The following is a 14,037-nucleotide window of genomic DNA, read 5'->3' on the forward strand; positions in this document are numbered from 1 at the left end:
TATTCTCAACGCTTTCATCTTGCGTTACGGCCTGAACCAAGCAATCTGCCCTTGCTTCCTGTGAAAGCCAGGAAGCGGGGCTTGGAAACCCCTGCATACAAACTCGGTCAACAGCGATGCTGAAGGCCGGGTGGCATGCGCGCATGTCCAGCCGGCAACGGTAAAGGCGCATGCGCCTGTGTGTATGCCAGGTTTCCAACATCCGGCTTCGGCCGTCGCCCCGAGAGGACATAGGAGCGACGCGTGAGGCTGCCATGATCGAAGACGTGCCCGTCGCGGGATTGCCGCCACGTGAGGCTGGCCAGCAGACGGCGCGCAAGGCTGTGCAGGTCCTGCTGGCAAAGGATGCGAGATATCACTGCCCAACCGGGATCGAGCGTAAGGCGCTACTGGTTGGTTATGCCATGCGCGGCATGACCCTTTACGGTGCCGCCTTTGACGTCCTTCGCCTTAATCACCCCATCGCCCTGACTGATGCCGAAGCCATTGCCCGGTCGATTGACGCGATCACCGTGTGCGAGATCAAGTCGACCAACCGGGCCAACATCGGACCTGAGCTCAAAGGTTATATGTTCAACATAACAGCTGCCGAACACCTCACCGCCCAGAGCGTCGGAGCGCGCTATCGCTTCGTGTTCGTGAGCACCGTTACCGGCGAACACTGCGAGATGAGCCTCAATGAAGTGTTCGGCCGGGCGCGCGGAATGTACCCGGCCTGGCACATCCGGTTCTAGCGCGCACGAGGGATCGCAGGGCTGCTGGCTTACTCGCCGGATTCGGGATCGGCCCACTCGTCGTCGCCTCTGTACCATTCGGGCGGCTCGGCCGGCGGCTTGAAGGCCGGGAACTTGGCGGGATGCTTCTTCTTGAAGTCAGCGGGCAAGCGCCGGTTGAAACGATAAAACTGGCGCCGCACCTTCAGGTAGCGTTGAAAATCCCTCTCAAGCGGGTTGTAGAGCCCGGCCGCTTCGATCAGCTCATCTGCGACCATGAAGAAAGCGCTGCGCTGCTTGTCGATATAGTTCCAGAGGGCGGCCTCTTCGGCAGTCACCGGACCGATGAAACGAAACTCTGTTGCCGAGATGATCTTGATGTCGTTCGGATCGGGGTAAACCTCGGGGAGCTTCTGACCCAGCATGCGACGCCGCATGAAGATTGGCCCCCAATACTCCTTGTACGCAATCAGGTCCTTGACCGCATTCGAGCGCCACTCGTGGTCAGCCTTTAATGCCTCCTCGCAGAATTTGAGCAGCAGCTTTCTGTCTTCCGGTCGATTGCTCGTCCGCAGTTCCAAAAGTAGCTTGTCGAGATTGGTGAAGGGAGTTCCGTCAATCTCCGTGATGACCTTTCGGGCTTCCTTGAGCATGCGCTGCTGAAATTCATTGAGCGGAGCGGAATGTGCCATGGTCTGCTTCTTTCTGGGCCGGCCAGTGGGGTTGGGACAGTAGCCCTTGGGCCAGCGGTGTTCGTACGGGGGCTTGCCGTAGCCGGCCGGTTGACCGACCAGCTCGGGATCGATGTCATCTGGATCGTTAGCCATCGACTTCGTCTCGCGTAGCGGCAGCTTCGGCCTCGGCTTCCAGGTCGGCAAAGGAGCGCCCGTCAGACTGACGGATTGCCGTCAGGCCATAAGCCGCCTGCATGCGCCGGATCGCGACATCCACGAAGCGCGGTTCGATCTCGATCAGGTATCCCCGCCGCTCGGCGGCTTGGGCCGCGACCATGGTGCTGCCGATCCCGCCAAAGGGATCGAGGACGATCCCATCGTGCGAGGTCACGTCAAGGATGGCATCCTGCAACATGTCGACCGCCTTAGGCGTCGCGCGACTTTTCAGGAGCTCGGCGCGCTCGCTGCTCGCCGTCGTCATCCCGTCGTAGTGCCAGGCAGTCGAGCGGTTGCGACCGTGCTTGCCGAGCTGGACATTGTCGCGCGGCGGGGCGTCGCCGTTGCGGAAGTAGACGACCTGCTCGGTCTGCGATCGAAACGGCGTTCCCTGCCCGGGCTGGCTCTTGATCCAGGTGCACATCGCCTTGGGCCTTCCAAATACCACGGTGCCCGCGCGCAGCAGCTCCAGCAGGAAGTGGTAGCTCATGAAGAAAGCCTGCCAGGCACCGGGCTCGCTGGCGCTCTTCATCAGCCGCATGACCGTGGTGAGGAAGCGGGTGAACTCGTTGGGCGACATCTCGCCGTGGCCATAGGCGAACTCCTCCCTGGTGGGATCGCTCGAGATTGTCGCCATGGGGATGTTGTAGGGACTGTCGGTCAGTCCGAACTGGGCCAGCTCTCCCTGCATCAGGGCGGCGAAGCTGCCGTGCTCCAGCGAGCTTGCACAAAGCAGCCGGTGCCGTCCGACCTGCCAGAGGTCACCAGGCCTGTTGACGACTGTCTGCGTGGCGTTGGTGTTGCAGGCTAATTCTGATCCTGGCTCCTTCGCTCCGAGGCTCAGTAGCCGGGTCAGCTCGCCCTCCTCAATCGCGAGGCACTTGAAAATGTCCTCCCTGAGCAATCGGTCGAGCTCGCGCAGTTCCTCTGCGAGAAGCACGTCGTCGTAGGCACCGAGGTCGTTCAACTTGTGGGCATTGACCGCGTAGAGCCGCAGCTCGTCCGGCGTCATGTTGGCGATCAGCAGCACCGGGACCTGCGTCCAGCCAAGTTGGCGCGCGGCCTGGACGATCGCGCCGCCGCACACCACGTGGTCCTCGCTATCAACCAGGACCGGCTCGACCACCATGCCGGTGCGTTCAAGCTGGCGCTTGGCTTCTTCAATCTGGCACGCGGGATACTTGCGCCAGCCGCGCTTGCGCAGCTTGAGCGCAGCGGGATCTCTGAATTCGATCGAATGGGAATTTATCACAACCATGGCGTCTTCCTCCTGCAAGGTGACATCCGTGGTGGGATTTGCCCCCTATAGAACAAAGCCGAAACAATGGCAATTGGAATTGCGCTCTCCGCGAGCGCTAAAGCGATCTTTGCGGGTTAACGCGAGTTGTCGGCCAATTTCCTGCGTTTTGCTTGCTATTGTCGTTCTGCGACCCCGAATTATCGCGTGTTATCGCGACCAATCGGCTGTTTCTCGGCAATTGGCGGAGTGCAAATCAGGTCGCGATGGGACCGTATAACACTGAATCTCAGCTAATTTCCTGCGATACGATGGATGTGGTTCAGTCCATTGGGGCGGCCCATTAGCAGCGAAAACAGGGAAAATCGGCCAAACCGTACTGCCGAGCAAAGGCGCAGAGAAAGCCAGCGCAAACCTGCCGCATCTTGACGCTGTCACGGTTCTCTCCGCTACCTGACAACACCGAAAGCCCGCATAATTGCGGGATTGAGTGGCTGGGCTAGGTGGGTACAGGGAAGAGAGAAGACTGCTTGGCGGAGCGGGAGGGATTCGAACCCTCGATACGCTTTTGACGTATACTCACTTTCCAGGCGAGCGCCTTCGACCACTCGGCCACCGCTCCGCATGCACTGGAAGCTTGCGCCCTAGCGGCGGCAGGCGGGCGGCGCAAGCATTGGCGGCAGGGCGGTGCGTTCCTATCTCTCAGCCCATGGAACGAACCTTTGGCCTGGCGCCCGACGCCGCCGAGATTGAGGCGCTGGCCGATGCAGCCCTGGCCCGTCTGCCCGAACCCTTTGCCGCGCACCTTGAGGGCGTGGTGCTGCAGGTCGAAGAATTTGCCGATGCGGAGACCCTGGCGCTGCTGGGGATCGAAGACCCGTTCGAACTGACCGGGCTCTACGAAGGCGTGCCGGTAGGCGACAAGCATTCCGCGCCGAGCGGCACCCTGCCCGACCGGATCCGCCTGTTCCGCGCAGCCATCCTCGACGAATGGATCGCCCGCGGGAACGAGACGCTGGAGCATCTGGTGGCGCACGTAGTGATCCACGAGGTCGGTCATCACTTCGGGCTGAGTGATGCGGATATCGAGGCACTGGAGGACGCGGCGGACTGACCGCTTGCAGCGCTGTGATTTGCTGGCAAAGTCTGCGCCATGCGCAAACACCTGATCCCGTTCGCCGCCCTGCTTGCCACTACGCCGGCCATGCCCCAGGCCTCGGCCAATGTGGCCGCCGGCCGCGCGCAGCCCTCGCCGCTCGCCCCGGCCGAGATCGTCAATGCCGCCCCCAAGGCCGATTGGGCGGCGATCGCACCGTCCGACCTCTTGGTGATGGACCTGGCCTCCGACGGCAAGGGCAAGCCGCGCCGCGTTGTGATCCAACTGATGCCCGCCCCGTTCAGCCAGGGCTGGGTCGGCAATATCCGCAAGCTGGCGGCGGCGCGGTTCTGGGACGGCACAAGCATCAATCGGGTGCAGGACAACTATGTCGTGCAGTGGGGCGATGGAAATGCGGAGGACAAGGCCAAGGCGAAGTCGCTGCCGGGGGAATTGGCGGTGGTGCCGCAAACTGACTATTCGACCAGGCTGGGCCAACAAGAAATTGTCTATAGCCCGAACTCCGCGACACTGCGGGTTCAGGACTTCATAACTGACGGTACCGGTTCAAGAATCCGCTGGTATCCGATCCGTGCGACCAAGGATGCATATGCTGAAGGCACTGCCATCTTGGCCGGTTGGCCAATCGCAGTTGCGCGCTCGCCGGCGGCAAAGGGCAAGAGGATCGAGCTTAGTGGCTGGCCCGTCCACTGCTACGGCATGGTCGGCGTCGGTCGCGATATGCCGCCCAACACGGGCACCGGGGCCGAGCTCTATACCGTGATCGGCCATGCCCCGCGCCATCTCGATCGCAATATCGCGCTGGTCGGCCGGGTGATCGAAGGGATCGAGCACCTGTCTAGCCTGCCGCGCGGGACCGGGGCGCTGGGGTTCTATGAAACGCCGGAAGAACGCACCGGGATCGTCTCGGTCCGGATCGGCAGCGAGGTGAGCGGGCTGCCGGCCTATGAATACCTCTCCACCGAGAGCGACAGCTTTGCCCGCTATGCCGATGCCCGCGCCAACCGCCGCGACACCTTTTTCATCCGGCCCGCCGGCGGGGCCGACATCTGCAACATTCCGGTGCCGGTGCGGCGGGTGAAGTGATCGAGCGGATTGCGCACACCGGCACGCTCTGGCGCTGGAACGGAAACTCCGGCGGCTCGTGGCATTTCCTGACGATTGATGGCGAGGCCGGCGAGGCTTTGTCCGGCACGGCGCTGATGCGGCGGATGGAAAAGACCCTGGGCGGCTTTGGCTCGCTGAAAGTCACTGCCACCATTGGCGACAGCCAATTCCGAACCTCGCTATTTCCCAGCAAGGAACTGGGCTGGCTGCTGCCGGTCAAGGCCAGCGTGCGCAAGGCCGAAGGGATCGATGAAGGGGATGCAGTTGAAGTCTTGCTGGAGGTCTAGAGCCGCTCTGCCTCGGCCACGGCATCGCTGGCGCGCAGGGCCGAGACGATGCGGGTGAGGTGCGCCAGGTCCGTCACGTCGAGATCGACGTCGTAAGTACTGAACAGCTCATCGCGGCTCGAGTTTTCCAGCGCGGCGATGTTGGCGCGGTTGCTGGCGAAAATGCCGGCCGCTTCGGCCAGGGTGCCGGGGCGGTTATGCAGCACCATCCGAATGCGGGCGACCGCGCCGGTGGTCCGCTCACCCCAGGAGAGGTCAAGCCAGTCGGCATCAACCCCGCTGGCGAGCGTCAAGCAGTCGATCGCGTGGACTTCCACCCCCTTGCCCGGCACGCGCACGCCAACGATCCGGTCACCCGGCACCGGATGGCAGCATTCGGCAAGGTGGAAGGCGACACCGGCGGTGAGGCCGCGGATCGAGATCGCGCGTTCCTGCTTGGGCCAGTGGTCGGGATCATCCATCCCGCTGGTGCTGCCGGGGACCAGGGCTTCCATCACCTGCCGGTCAGCCAGCTTGGCCGTGCCGATTGCGACCAGCAGATCTTCCTCGGTGCCGAGGCCCAGACGCTTGACCGCTTCGCGCACGGCCTTCTTGCCGATCTTGCTGGGAAGGCGATCGGCAATCCCCTCAAGCAGCTTCCGCCCGATCGCGGCGACTTCCTCGCGCTCTTTCGCGCGCACCGCGCGGCGGATCGCGGCGCGGGCCTTGCCGGTAACGACAAAGCCCAGCCAGGACAGCTGCGGGGAGGCGGTGCGGTTCTTGATGATCTCCACCACGTCGCCATTGTTCAGCGGCGTGCGCAGCGGCATGTGGCGGCCATTGATCTTGGCTCCGACCGCGAAGTTGCCAAGGTCGGAGTGGACCGCATAGGCGAAGTCGACCGGGGTTGAGCCCTTGGGCAGCTGGTGCAGCGCGCCCTTGGGGGTGAAGGCAAAGATCCGGTCCTGGTAGATCGCCAGGCGCGTGTGTTCGAGCAGTTCCTCGGCATCGTGGCTGGCATCGACGATCTCGATCAGATCGCGCAGCCAGCCGACCTGGCCGTCGGGCCGGTCACCCTGTTTGTAGGCCCAGTGCGCGGCCAGCCCGAACTCGTTGGTCCGGTGCATGTCATGGGTGCGGATCTGCACCTCCATCCGCATCGAGTTTTCGAAGATCAGGCTGGTGTGGAGCGAGCGGTAGCCGTTCGACTTGGGGGTTGAGAGGTAGTCCTTGAACCGGCCCGGGATCATCTGCCAGGTGGTGTGGAGCACGCCCAGCGCGCGGTAGCAGTCCTCGGTGCTGTCGGTCAGCACGCGGAAGGCCATGATATCGGTGATCTGCTCGAACGAAACATGCCGTTCGGCCATCTTCTTCCAGATCGAATAGGGGTGCTTTTCGCGTCCGGAGACCTCCACCTTCAGCCCGGTCTCAGCCAGCGCCTGCTTGATCGCAAGAGCAATGGCATCAACCTGGCCCCCATCGGTCTCGCGGATCTGGGCCAGTCGCCCGGTGATGGTGGCATAGCCTTCAGGCTCCAGCTGCTCAAAGGCGAGCAACTGCATCTCGCGCATGTATTCGTACATGCCGACCCGCTCGGCCAGCGGGGCATAGATATCCATCGTCTCGCGCGCGATCCGGCGGCGCTTGTCGGCGCTCTTGATGAAGTGAAGCGTGCGCATGTTGTGGAGCCGGTCGGCCAGCTTGACCAGCAGGACGCGGATATCCTCGCTCATCGCCAGCAGGAACTTGCGCAGGTTTTCGGCCGCGCGCTCGTTCTCGCTCATCACCTCGATCTTGGAGAGCTTGGTGACGCCATCGACCAGCCGCGCGACATCGCCGCCGAACAGGCGCTCGATCTCGGCCGTGGTCGCCAGGGTATCCTCGACCGTATCGTGGAGCAGAGCGGTGATGATCGTGTCCTGGTCGAGCTTCAGCTCGGTCATCAGGCCGGCCACCTCGACCGGGTGGCTGAAATAGGGATCGCCGCTGGCGCGCTTCTGCGTGCCGTGTTTCTGCACGGTATAGACATAGGCCCGGTTCAGCATCGCCTCATCGGCGTCCGGGTCATAGGCGAGCACCCGCTCGACAAGTTCATACTGGCGCAGCATTAACGCCTATGTGGGGGAACAGCCCCCAAACCCGCAAGCGGTTTTGCCGTCGGTCAGGACCAGGTCGCCTCTGGCGGCAGGCTCATCAGGATGGCATCGATGTTGCCGCCGGTCTTGAGGCCGAACAGCGTGCCGCGGTCATAGACCAGGTTGAATTCGGCATAGCGGCCGCGCCATTCGAGCTGCTGGGCCTTGTCGGCCGGGGTGAAGGGCATGCCCATCCGGCGGCGTACCAGCATCGGGAAGGATGCCAGGAAGGCTTCCCCGACATCGCGGGTGAAGGCGAAATTGGCCTCAAACCCGGCATCGTCGGCGCATTCAAGGTGATCGTAGAAGATCCCACCCACGCCGCGATGGACGCCGCGGTGAGGGATGTAGAAGTACTCGTCGGCCCAGGCCTTGAACTTGGGATAGTATTCCGGATCGTGGGCATCGCAGGCCGCCTGGTAAGCGGCATGAAAGTCCGCCGTATCCTCTTCGTACGGGATCGGCGGGTTGAGATCGCCGCCCCCGCCGAACCAGGCCTTGGTTGTCGTCAGGAAGCGGGTGTTCATGTGCACGGCCGGCACATGCGGGTTGGCCATGTGCGCCACCAGGCTGATGCCTGTGGCGGTAAACCCGGGCTGATCGGCACTCGCCCCGTTGACCGATGGTGCGAATTGCGGCGCAAAGGTGCCGTGGACGGTCGAGACATTGACGCCGACCTTTTCGAACACCTTACCCTTCATCAACCCCTGGGTGCCGCCGCCGGGGTCAGGATTTCCTTCCTCCTCACGGCTCCATGACTTGTAATCGAACCGGGCGGCGCTGCCGGCTTCAGCTTCGATCGCTTCAAATTCGGCGCAGATCCGGTCGCGCAGGCTTTCAAACCAGGTCTTGGCGCGGGCGGTATGGGGGGTCCAGTCAGTCATTCCTGACACTTGCCAAGCGATTGGCCTTACGGCAAGGAAAAGCCATGGTTCCCTTTTCGTTCGCAGGTGAGGATATGGCGCTGCTGGAAGGCGGCGCGCTTTACTGGGCGCGGGAGCAGGCGCTGCTGGTGGCGGACCTGCACCTGGAAAAGGCCAGCTTCTTTGCGCGGTTCGGACAGATGCTGCCGCCCTATGACAGCCGCGAAACGCTGGAGCGGGTCGCCCGCGCGATCCGCCTTAGCGGCGCGAGGCGGGTCTTCACCCTAGGCGACAATTTCCACGATGGCGATGGGGCCAACCGGCTTGAGCCGCACGCCGCCGGGATGCTGGCCGCGCTGACCCGGGTGGTCGACTGGGTCTGGATCGGCGGGAATCATGATGCTGGCGCGGCGCCCGGAACCATGCTGGAGGAACTTGCCGTGGGCCCGCTGGTGCTGCGGCATGAAGCGCGCGCCGGGGAACTACGCGCCGAACTGTCGGGCCATTTTCATCCCAAGCTGCGGATTGCGGCGCGCGGACGCTCGGTCGCGCGGCCGTGTTGGGCGGCCAGCGAGCGCAAGCTGATTCTGCCGGCCTTCGGCGCGCTGACCGGCGGGATGGACGTGGCCGACCCGGCGATCATCGCCGCGATGCAGCCCGCCCGCATGGTCCACGCGGTGCTGCCGGTACGCGGCAAACTGGTCCAGGTTCCAGTGTGGCGCGAAGCGGCGTAAATTCGCGGCTTCCACCGCGCGAGGATTCGGATTAAGGACGCGCCACTGAGACATTGCCTAAGGAGCAGGAACTATAGCACCCCCACCCCGGCGCATGCTGGCCCCCCCCGTGAAGAGCGGGCCGCGCTACAACCAGATGATCACCTCGGACAAGGTCCGCGTCATTGACGAAAACGGTGAGAACCTTGGCGTCATGTATACCCGCGAAGCGATCGAGCAGGCAGCCGAAGTAGGGCTGGACCTTGTGGAGATCTCTCCCAACGCCGATCCGCCGGTGGCGAAGTTCCTTGATGTCGGCAAGTTCCGGTATGAGGCCCAGAAAAAGGCCAATGCCGCGCGCAAGAATCAGAAGACGCAGGAGATCAAGGAGATCAAGATGCGTCCGAACATCGACGATCACGACTATGACGTGAAGATGCGCGCGATCCACAAGTTCATCGGCGAGGGCGATAAGGTGAAGGTCACCCTGCGTTTCCGCGGTCGTGAGCTCTCGCACCAGCAGCTGGGGATGAACCTCCTCAAGCGGGTGCAGGAAGACACCGCCGAAGACGCCAAGATCGAGGCCTATCCCCGCATGGAAGGCCGCCAGATGCTGATGGTGCTGTCACCGAAGTAAGCCCGGCTCCGGTCGGAACACAGGGGGAGGAAGCATGACCGCCAGGCGCATCGCCTTCTGGCTGGGCCCGCTCGGCTTCCTCCTGACCCTGCTGACCCAGGCCCCGGCGGGCATGCCGGACCCTGCCTGGCCTACTGCCGGGCTGGTCTGGTGGATGGCGGCCTGGTGGATGACTGAAGCGCTGCCGCTGTCGGTCACCGCGCTGCTGCCGTTCATCGTCTTGCCGCTGGTCGGCGTGGCTGATGCCAACAAGACCGCCTCGACCTATTATTCGCCGGTCATGTTCCTGTTCCTCGGCGGGGCCTTCCTGGCCCTCGCGATTGAGCGGACCGGGCTGCATCGGCGGCTGGCGCTGGCGATCCTGTCCCGCGCCGGCCATTCGCCGCTGCGGCTGCTGCTGGCGGTGATGTGCGCCACGGCGCTGATCAGCATGTTCATTTCGAACACCTCGACCGCACTGATCATGATGCCGATGGCACTGGCCATGCTCGCTTCTGGCGGCGTGCGCGAGGGTGAGACGCTGGGCATGGCCGGCGCCCTGCCGATGGGCGTGGCCTTTGCCGCGACGCTGGGCGGCTATGGCACGATCGTCGGCACGCCGACCAACGCGATTGCCGTCGCCCTGCTCCAGAAAAGCCTGGGGGTGGAGATCAGCTTTGTCGAATGGTCGATGTACGGGCTGCCGCTGGTTGCCCTATCGGTCCCGCTGGCCGCACTGATCATCGCCAAGGTCCAGCGGATCGGCGAGAGCAGCTTTGATCCCGCCGCCGCTCGCGCCGCGATCCACTTGCCGCCGGCTTGGACCACACCGGAAAAGCGCCTGGCCCCGATCTTTGCCGTGACCGTGCTGGCCTGGGTGACCATGCCGCTGCTGAAGCCGCTGTTCCCGCCGGGCGGGCTCGATGACGGGACCATCGCCGCGCTAGCCGGGCTGACGCTGTTCTTCATCCCCGACGGCACGGGCCGTCCCCTGCTGAAGTGGGACGAGGCCAACCGCGCGCCCTGGGGCGTGATCCTGATGTTTGGCGGCGGCCTCGCGCTCGCCATGGGCATGACCGAAAGTGGCCTTGCCGACTGGATGGGCCAGATGCTGCTGCCGCTGAAGGCTGTGCCACTGCCGATCGTGGCGCTGGTGCTGGTCGGCTTCGTCGTGCTTGTCACCGAGTTCGCCAGCAACATCGCTGCGGCCAGCGGGATCATGCCGGTGGTCGGCGCACTGGTGGTAGCGCTTGGGGCAGACCCGATCCTGCTCGCCCTGCCCGCCGCGCTCGCGGCCTCGTGGGGCTTCATGCTGCCGGCCGGGACCGGGCCCAATGCGCTGGCCTGGGCAACCGGCCATATCGCCCTGCCGCGCGTGCTCAAGGCTGGCTTAATGCTTGATCTCGCGGGTGTGCCGCTGATGGTCGGGGTCGTCTGGGCGGTTGCTGCGCTAACCTGATTCCGGTTGCAGTTGAAATCAGTTTTGCGGCCCGTTAGTCTGGTGTCATCCCGGACCGGGCGGAGATGCGCACCTGCGGAGGTTAGGCGCGCCAGGGCCCCCGGCACCGCTTCAGCTCCCGCCTTCCTGGGAGCGTCCGCGCCCATTCCAAAGGCGCAGCAGGAAGGACGCCAGCCATGGCCGACACGCGTAAACCCAAAGCCGCGATCACCCATATCGGCAATCACGAACTCTCGCCCGCCACGCTGATGATGAGCCACGGCTATGATCCAGTGCTGTCCGAAGGCAGCCTGAAGGCCCCGATCTTCCTGACCAGCACCTTTGCCTTCCCCAGCGCCGCCGATGGCAAGCGCTTCTTCGAAGGGATTACCGGTAAGGTTCCCGGCGGCACCGATGGCCTGGTCTATTCGCGCTTCAATGGCCCCAACCAGCAGATCCTCGAAGGCCGCCTCGCGCTGTGGGACGGCGCTGAAGAGGCGCTATGCTTTTCCAGCGGGATGACCGCGATCACCGTGCTGATGCTGGCGCTGTGCAATGCCGGGGACGTGATCGTCCACTCCGGCCCGCTTTATGCGGCCAGCGAAGGCTTCGTCGCCAAGCACATGAGCCGGTTCGGCGTGACCTACCGCGACTTCCCGGCCGGGGCGACCCGCGCCGAGATCGAGGCCGTGATTGAAGACGCCAAGGCCCTGGCCGCCAAGCAGGGCGGCAAGGTTGCGATGATCTATCTGGAAAGCCCGGCCAACCCGACCAATGCCCTGGTCGATGTCGAGGCGGTGCGAGATGCCCGCAACGCCGCGCTGGGTGCCGAATGCCCGATCGCGATCGACAACACCTTCCTCGGCCCGCTCTGGGCCCGCCCGATCGACCAGGGCGCGGACCTGGTGGTCTACTCGCTAACCAAGTACGTCGGCGGTCATTCCGACCTTGTCGCCGGATCGGTCTCTGGCGCGAAGAAGTGGCTCACCCCGATCCGGATGCTGCGCAACACCATGGGCGGGATCGCCGATCCCAACACCGCCTGGATGCTGCTGCGCAGCCTAGAGACGGTCGAACTGCGCATGGCCCGCGCTGGTGAGAATGCCGCCAAGGTCTGCGCCTGGCTCAAGGACCATCCGAAAGTCGAGGGCCTTGGCTATCTCGGCATGATCGACGATCCGCGCCAGCAGGATATCTATGGCCGCCACTGCAGCGGTGCAGGCAGCACCTTTTCCCTGCTGCTCAAGGGCGGCGAGGCGGAATGCTTCCGCTTCCTCGATGCCCTCAGGATCGCCAAGCTGGCGGTCAGCCTGGGCGGGACCGAGACGCTGGCCAGTCACCCGGCCAGCATGACGCACCTCTCGGTGCCGGACGAGCGCAAGGCCGCGCTGGGCATCACCGACAACCTGGTGCGGATCTCGATCGGGATCGAGGCCGCCGATGACCTGATCGCCGATTTCGAACAGGCGCTGGCGGCGGTCTGACCCGCCGCCAGCCGCCCGCCGATCAGAGCTTCATCGGCTGGCGCTGCCAATAGGTCAGCGAACGCCACAACCATTCGAACGGGCCAAAGCGGAAGTATTTCAGCCAGATCACGCTCCAGATGAACTCGGCAACCCAGATCGCGCCGACGACGTAATAGAGCTCGTGCCGCTCCAGCTGGCCCCACAGGCCCAGGCCCGGCCCGAAGCTGTAGAACAGCCAGGTGCAGACGATCGTCTGCATCAGGTAGTTGCTGAGCGCCATCGTGCCAACCGCCGCCATGCCGCGCTGGAACGCCTTGAACAGACCAGACTTGATGAAGGCCAGCAGTAGGCCAAGGTGGCCGATAACCATGGCGAGCCGGCTGATCTCGTAAGTCGTGTCCGCCTGCCGTGCGGCCACGATGTCAAAGCCGGACCCGACGATCAGGTTCATCTCATAAAAGCCCAGCGGCAGGCCGATACCATAGCCCGCCACCACCATGCCGAGGTAGAACTGCATCGAACGCTGCGCCCCAAGCACGCCCAGCTTGAGCAGCGCCATACCGATCAGCATGAAGGGCACCATGTCGAAGAAGAAGAAGAACGGCAGGCCGATCCACTGGAACTCGAAGCTGCCCGGCAGCTGCCCGCTGACCGCGTCGAGGTAGGACCCGCTGTGCCAGGCCTTTTGCTCAGCCGCGTTTTCCGGGGTCGGGGTCCAATGGCTCAGCTCACGCTCCCATCCTTCGATGGCCTGCTCCTGCTCGGCGGTCAGCTTGGTGCCGGCTGCCTTGGCCGTCAGCGCCGCAGTCGCGGTTGCCTTGGTCTCAGCCAGGCTCTTGGCTCCGCCGAACGACATTACCGTGGCGACCAGCAAGAGCGCGCCGGCAATGATCAGCAAGCGGCGCGGCGCCAGCTTGCGGAACGAGAACAGCACCAGCCCGCACAGCGAATAGGCAAACAGGATCTCGCCAGTCCATAGTAGCAGAGTCCAGTGGATCACGCCGAACAGCATCATCCACAGCATCCGGCGGAAATGGACCTCGGCGGCCATGATGCCCGCGCCGGCTTGCTCCATCCGCTCGGTCAGGAGCACGATCCCGGCCCCGAACAGCAGCGAGAAGATGCCCCGCATCGTTCCTTCGAAACCAACGTTGATGATCTTGAAGGCCAGCAGGTTGGGTCCCTCCGCCCCGCCCGCCACGGTTGGATTGCCATAGGCCTGGAACAGCAGGCCAAAGGCCGTGATGTTCATGGCCAAGATGCCGAAGACGGCAATTCCGCGCAGGATATCGAGCGATTCGACGCGCGCCGCCTTGGTAACTGGCGCTACGGCGTCCCGACCTTCGAAGGTCGGATTGTCTTCAGCCATCGGACTTCTCCCCGGGCGGGGAAAGCGCGACCCGATAACTGCCCCTGTTGAGCCGGCCCACCCTTCCGGCTGCGGACATTGTGGAAGCTACGCGGGCCATCGCCATC

13 protein-coding genes and 1 tRNA gene are annotated in these 14,037 nt (G+C 64.0%); 8 read left to right on the top strand and 6 right to left on the bottom strand.

Translation table 11 applies throughout. The features are described from left to right. Positions 1-254 precede the first annotated feature (254 nt). Positions 255-734 (top strand): hypothetical protein, encoded by a 480-nt coding sequence (locus tag FRF71_RS05470; protein WP_147089605.1) that lies wholly within the window; start codon positions 255-257, stop codon positions 732-734. Positions 735-763: 29 nt separating this feature from the next. Here FRF71_RS05470 and FRF71_RS05475 read toward each other — a convergent pair whose 3' ends face one another. The 3 genes from FRF71_RS05475 to FRF71_RS05485 all read right to left on the bottom strand — a co-directional run bounded on the left by FRF71_RS05475 (position 764) and on the right by FRF71_RS05485 (position 3,462). Then, complete coding sequence (locus tag FRF71_RS05475; protein ID WP_147089606.1) at positions 764-1,540, bottom strand: hypothetical protein; 777 nt, start codon at positions 1,538-1,540, stop codon at positions 764-766. Beyond that, positions 1,533-2,861, bottom strand: a complete 1,329-nt coding sequence (locus FRF71_RS05480) for a DNA modification methylase (protein ID WP_147089607.1) — start codon at positions 2,859-2,861, stop codon at positions 1,533-1,535. The genes FRF71_RS05475 and FRF71_RS05480 overlap by 8 nt, the downstream gene beginning before the upstream one ends. Before the next feature lie 510 nt (positions 2,862-3,371). Then, a tRNA-Ser gene (locus FRF71_RS05485) sits at positions 3,372-3,462 on the bottom strand. 87 nt (positions 3,463-3,549) lie between these two features. On the opposite strand from FRF71_RS05485, the gene FRF71_RS05490 reads away from it, so the two are divergent. From FRF71_RS05490 to FRF71_RS05500, 3 genes are read left to right on the top strand one after another with little or no spacing between them, the layout of a single operon-like run. Beyond that, the gene (locus FRF71_RS05490; protein ID WP_147089608.1) at positions 3,550-3,954 is read left to right on the top strand and encodes a metallopeptidase family protein; all 405 of its coding nucleotides are present in this window, start codon (positions 3,550-3,552) and stop codon (positions 3,952-3,954) included. Between the two features lie 39 nt (positions 3,955-3,993). Further along, the gene (locus tag FRF71_RS05495; RefSeq protein ID WP_147089609.1) at positions 3,994-5,043 is read left to right on the top strand and encodes a peptidylprolyl isomerase; all 1,050 of its coding nucleotides are present in this window, start codon (positions 3,994-3,996) and stop codon (positions 5,041-5,043) included. Then, positions 5,040-5,351 carry a DUF1905 domain-containing protein gene (locus FRF71_RS05500; protein WP_147089610.1) on the top strand — a complete coding sequence of 104 codons (312 nt, stop codon included), beginning with the start codon at positions 5,040-5,042 and terminating at the stop codon, positions 5,349-5,351. Before FRF71_RS05495 ends, FRF71_RS05500 begins: the two co-directional genes overlap by 4 nt. On the opposite strand, the gene FRF71_RS05505 is transcribed toward FRF71_RS05500, so the two are convergent. Beyond that, positions 5,348-7,438, bottom strand: coding sequence for a RelA/SpoT family protein (locus FRF71_RS05505; RefSeq protein ID WP_147089611.1), 2,091 nt, complete (start codon positions 7,436-7,438; stop codon positions 5,348-5,350). The two genes, FRF71_RS05500 and FRF71_RS05505, sit on opposite strands and share 4 nt — an antisense overlap. Before the next feature lie 53 nt (positions 7,439-7,491). Continuing rightward, a complete protein-coding gene (gene hemF / locus FRF71_RS05510) occupies positions 7,492-8,349 on the bottom strand; it encodes an oxygen-dependent coproporphyrinogen oxidase (RefSeq protein ID WP_147089612.1) in 858 nt (285 codons plus the stop codon). Between the two features lie 44 nt (positions 8,350-8,393). On the opposite strand from hemF, the gene pdeM reads away from it, so the two are divergent. The 4 genes from pdeM (at position 8,394) to FRF71_RS05530 (ending at position 12,579) form a co-directional block, all read left to right on the top strand. Continuing rightward, positions 8,394-9,062 (top strand): ligase-associated DNA damage response endonuclease PdeM, encoded by a 669-nt coding sequence (gene pdeM, locus FRF71_RS05515; RefSeq protein ID WP_147089613.1) that lies wholly within the window; start codon positions 8,394-8,396, stop codon positions 9,060-9,062. 94 nt (positions 9,063-9,156) lie between these two features. Beyond that, the gene (gene infC, locus FRF71_RS05520; protein ID WP_147089614.1) at positions 9,157-9,678 is read left to right on the top strand and encodes a translation initiation factor IF-3; all 522 of its coding nucleotides are present in this window, start codon (positions 9,157-9,159) and stop codon (positions 9,676-9,678) included. Between the two features lie 34 nt (positions 9,679-9,712). Continuing rightward, positions 9,713-11,116, top strand: a complete 1,404-nt coding sequence (locus FRF71_RS05525; protein ID WP_147089615.1) for an SLC13 family permease — start codon at positions 9,713-9,715, stop codon at positions 11,114-11,116. Positions 11,117-11,292: 176 nt separating this feature from the next. Continuing rightward, a complete protein-coding gene (locus tag FRF71_RS05530; protein WP_147089616.1) occupies positions 11,293-12,579 on the top strand; it encodes a cystathionine gamma-synthase family protein in 1,287 nt (428 codons plus the stop codon). A gap of 22 nt (positions 12,580-12,601) precedes the next feature. On the opposite strand, the gene FRF71_RS05535 is transcribed toward FRF71_RS05530, so the two are convergent. Beyond that, entirely contained in the window at positions 12,602-13,930 is a 1,329-nt protein-coding gene (locus FRF71_RS05535; protein ID WP_147089617.1) for a DUF418 domain-containing protein, read from the bottom strand. Positions 13,931-14,037: the final 107 nt, after the last annotated feature.

It is taken from the genome of Novosphingobium ginsenosidimutans, assembly GCF_007954425.1.
Classification (GTDB): domain Bacteria; phylum Pseudomonadota; class Alphaproteobacteria; order Sphingomonadales; family Sphingomonadaceae; genus Novosphingobium; species Novosphingobium ginsenosidimutans.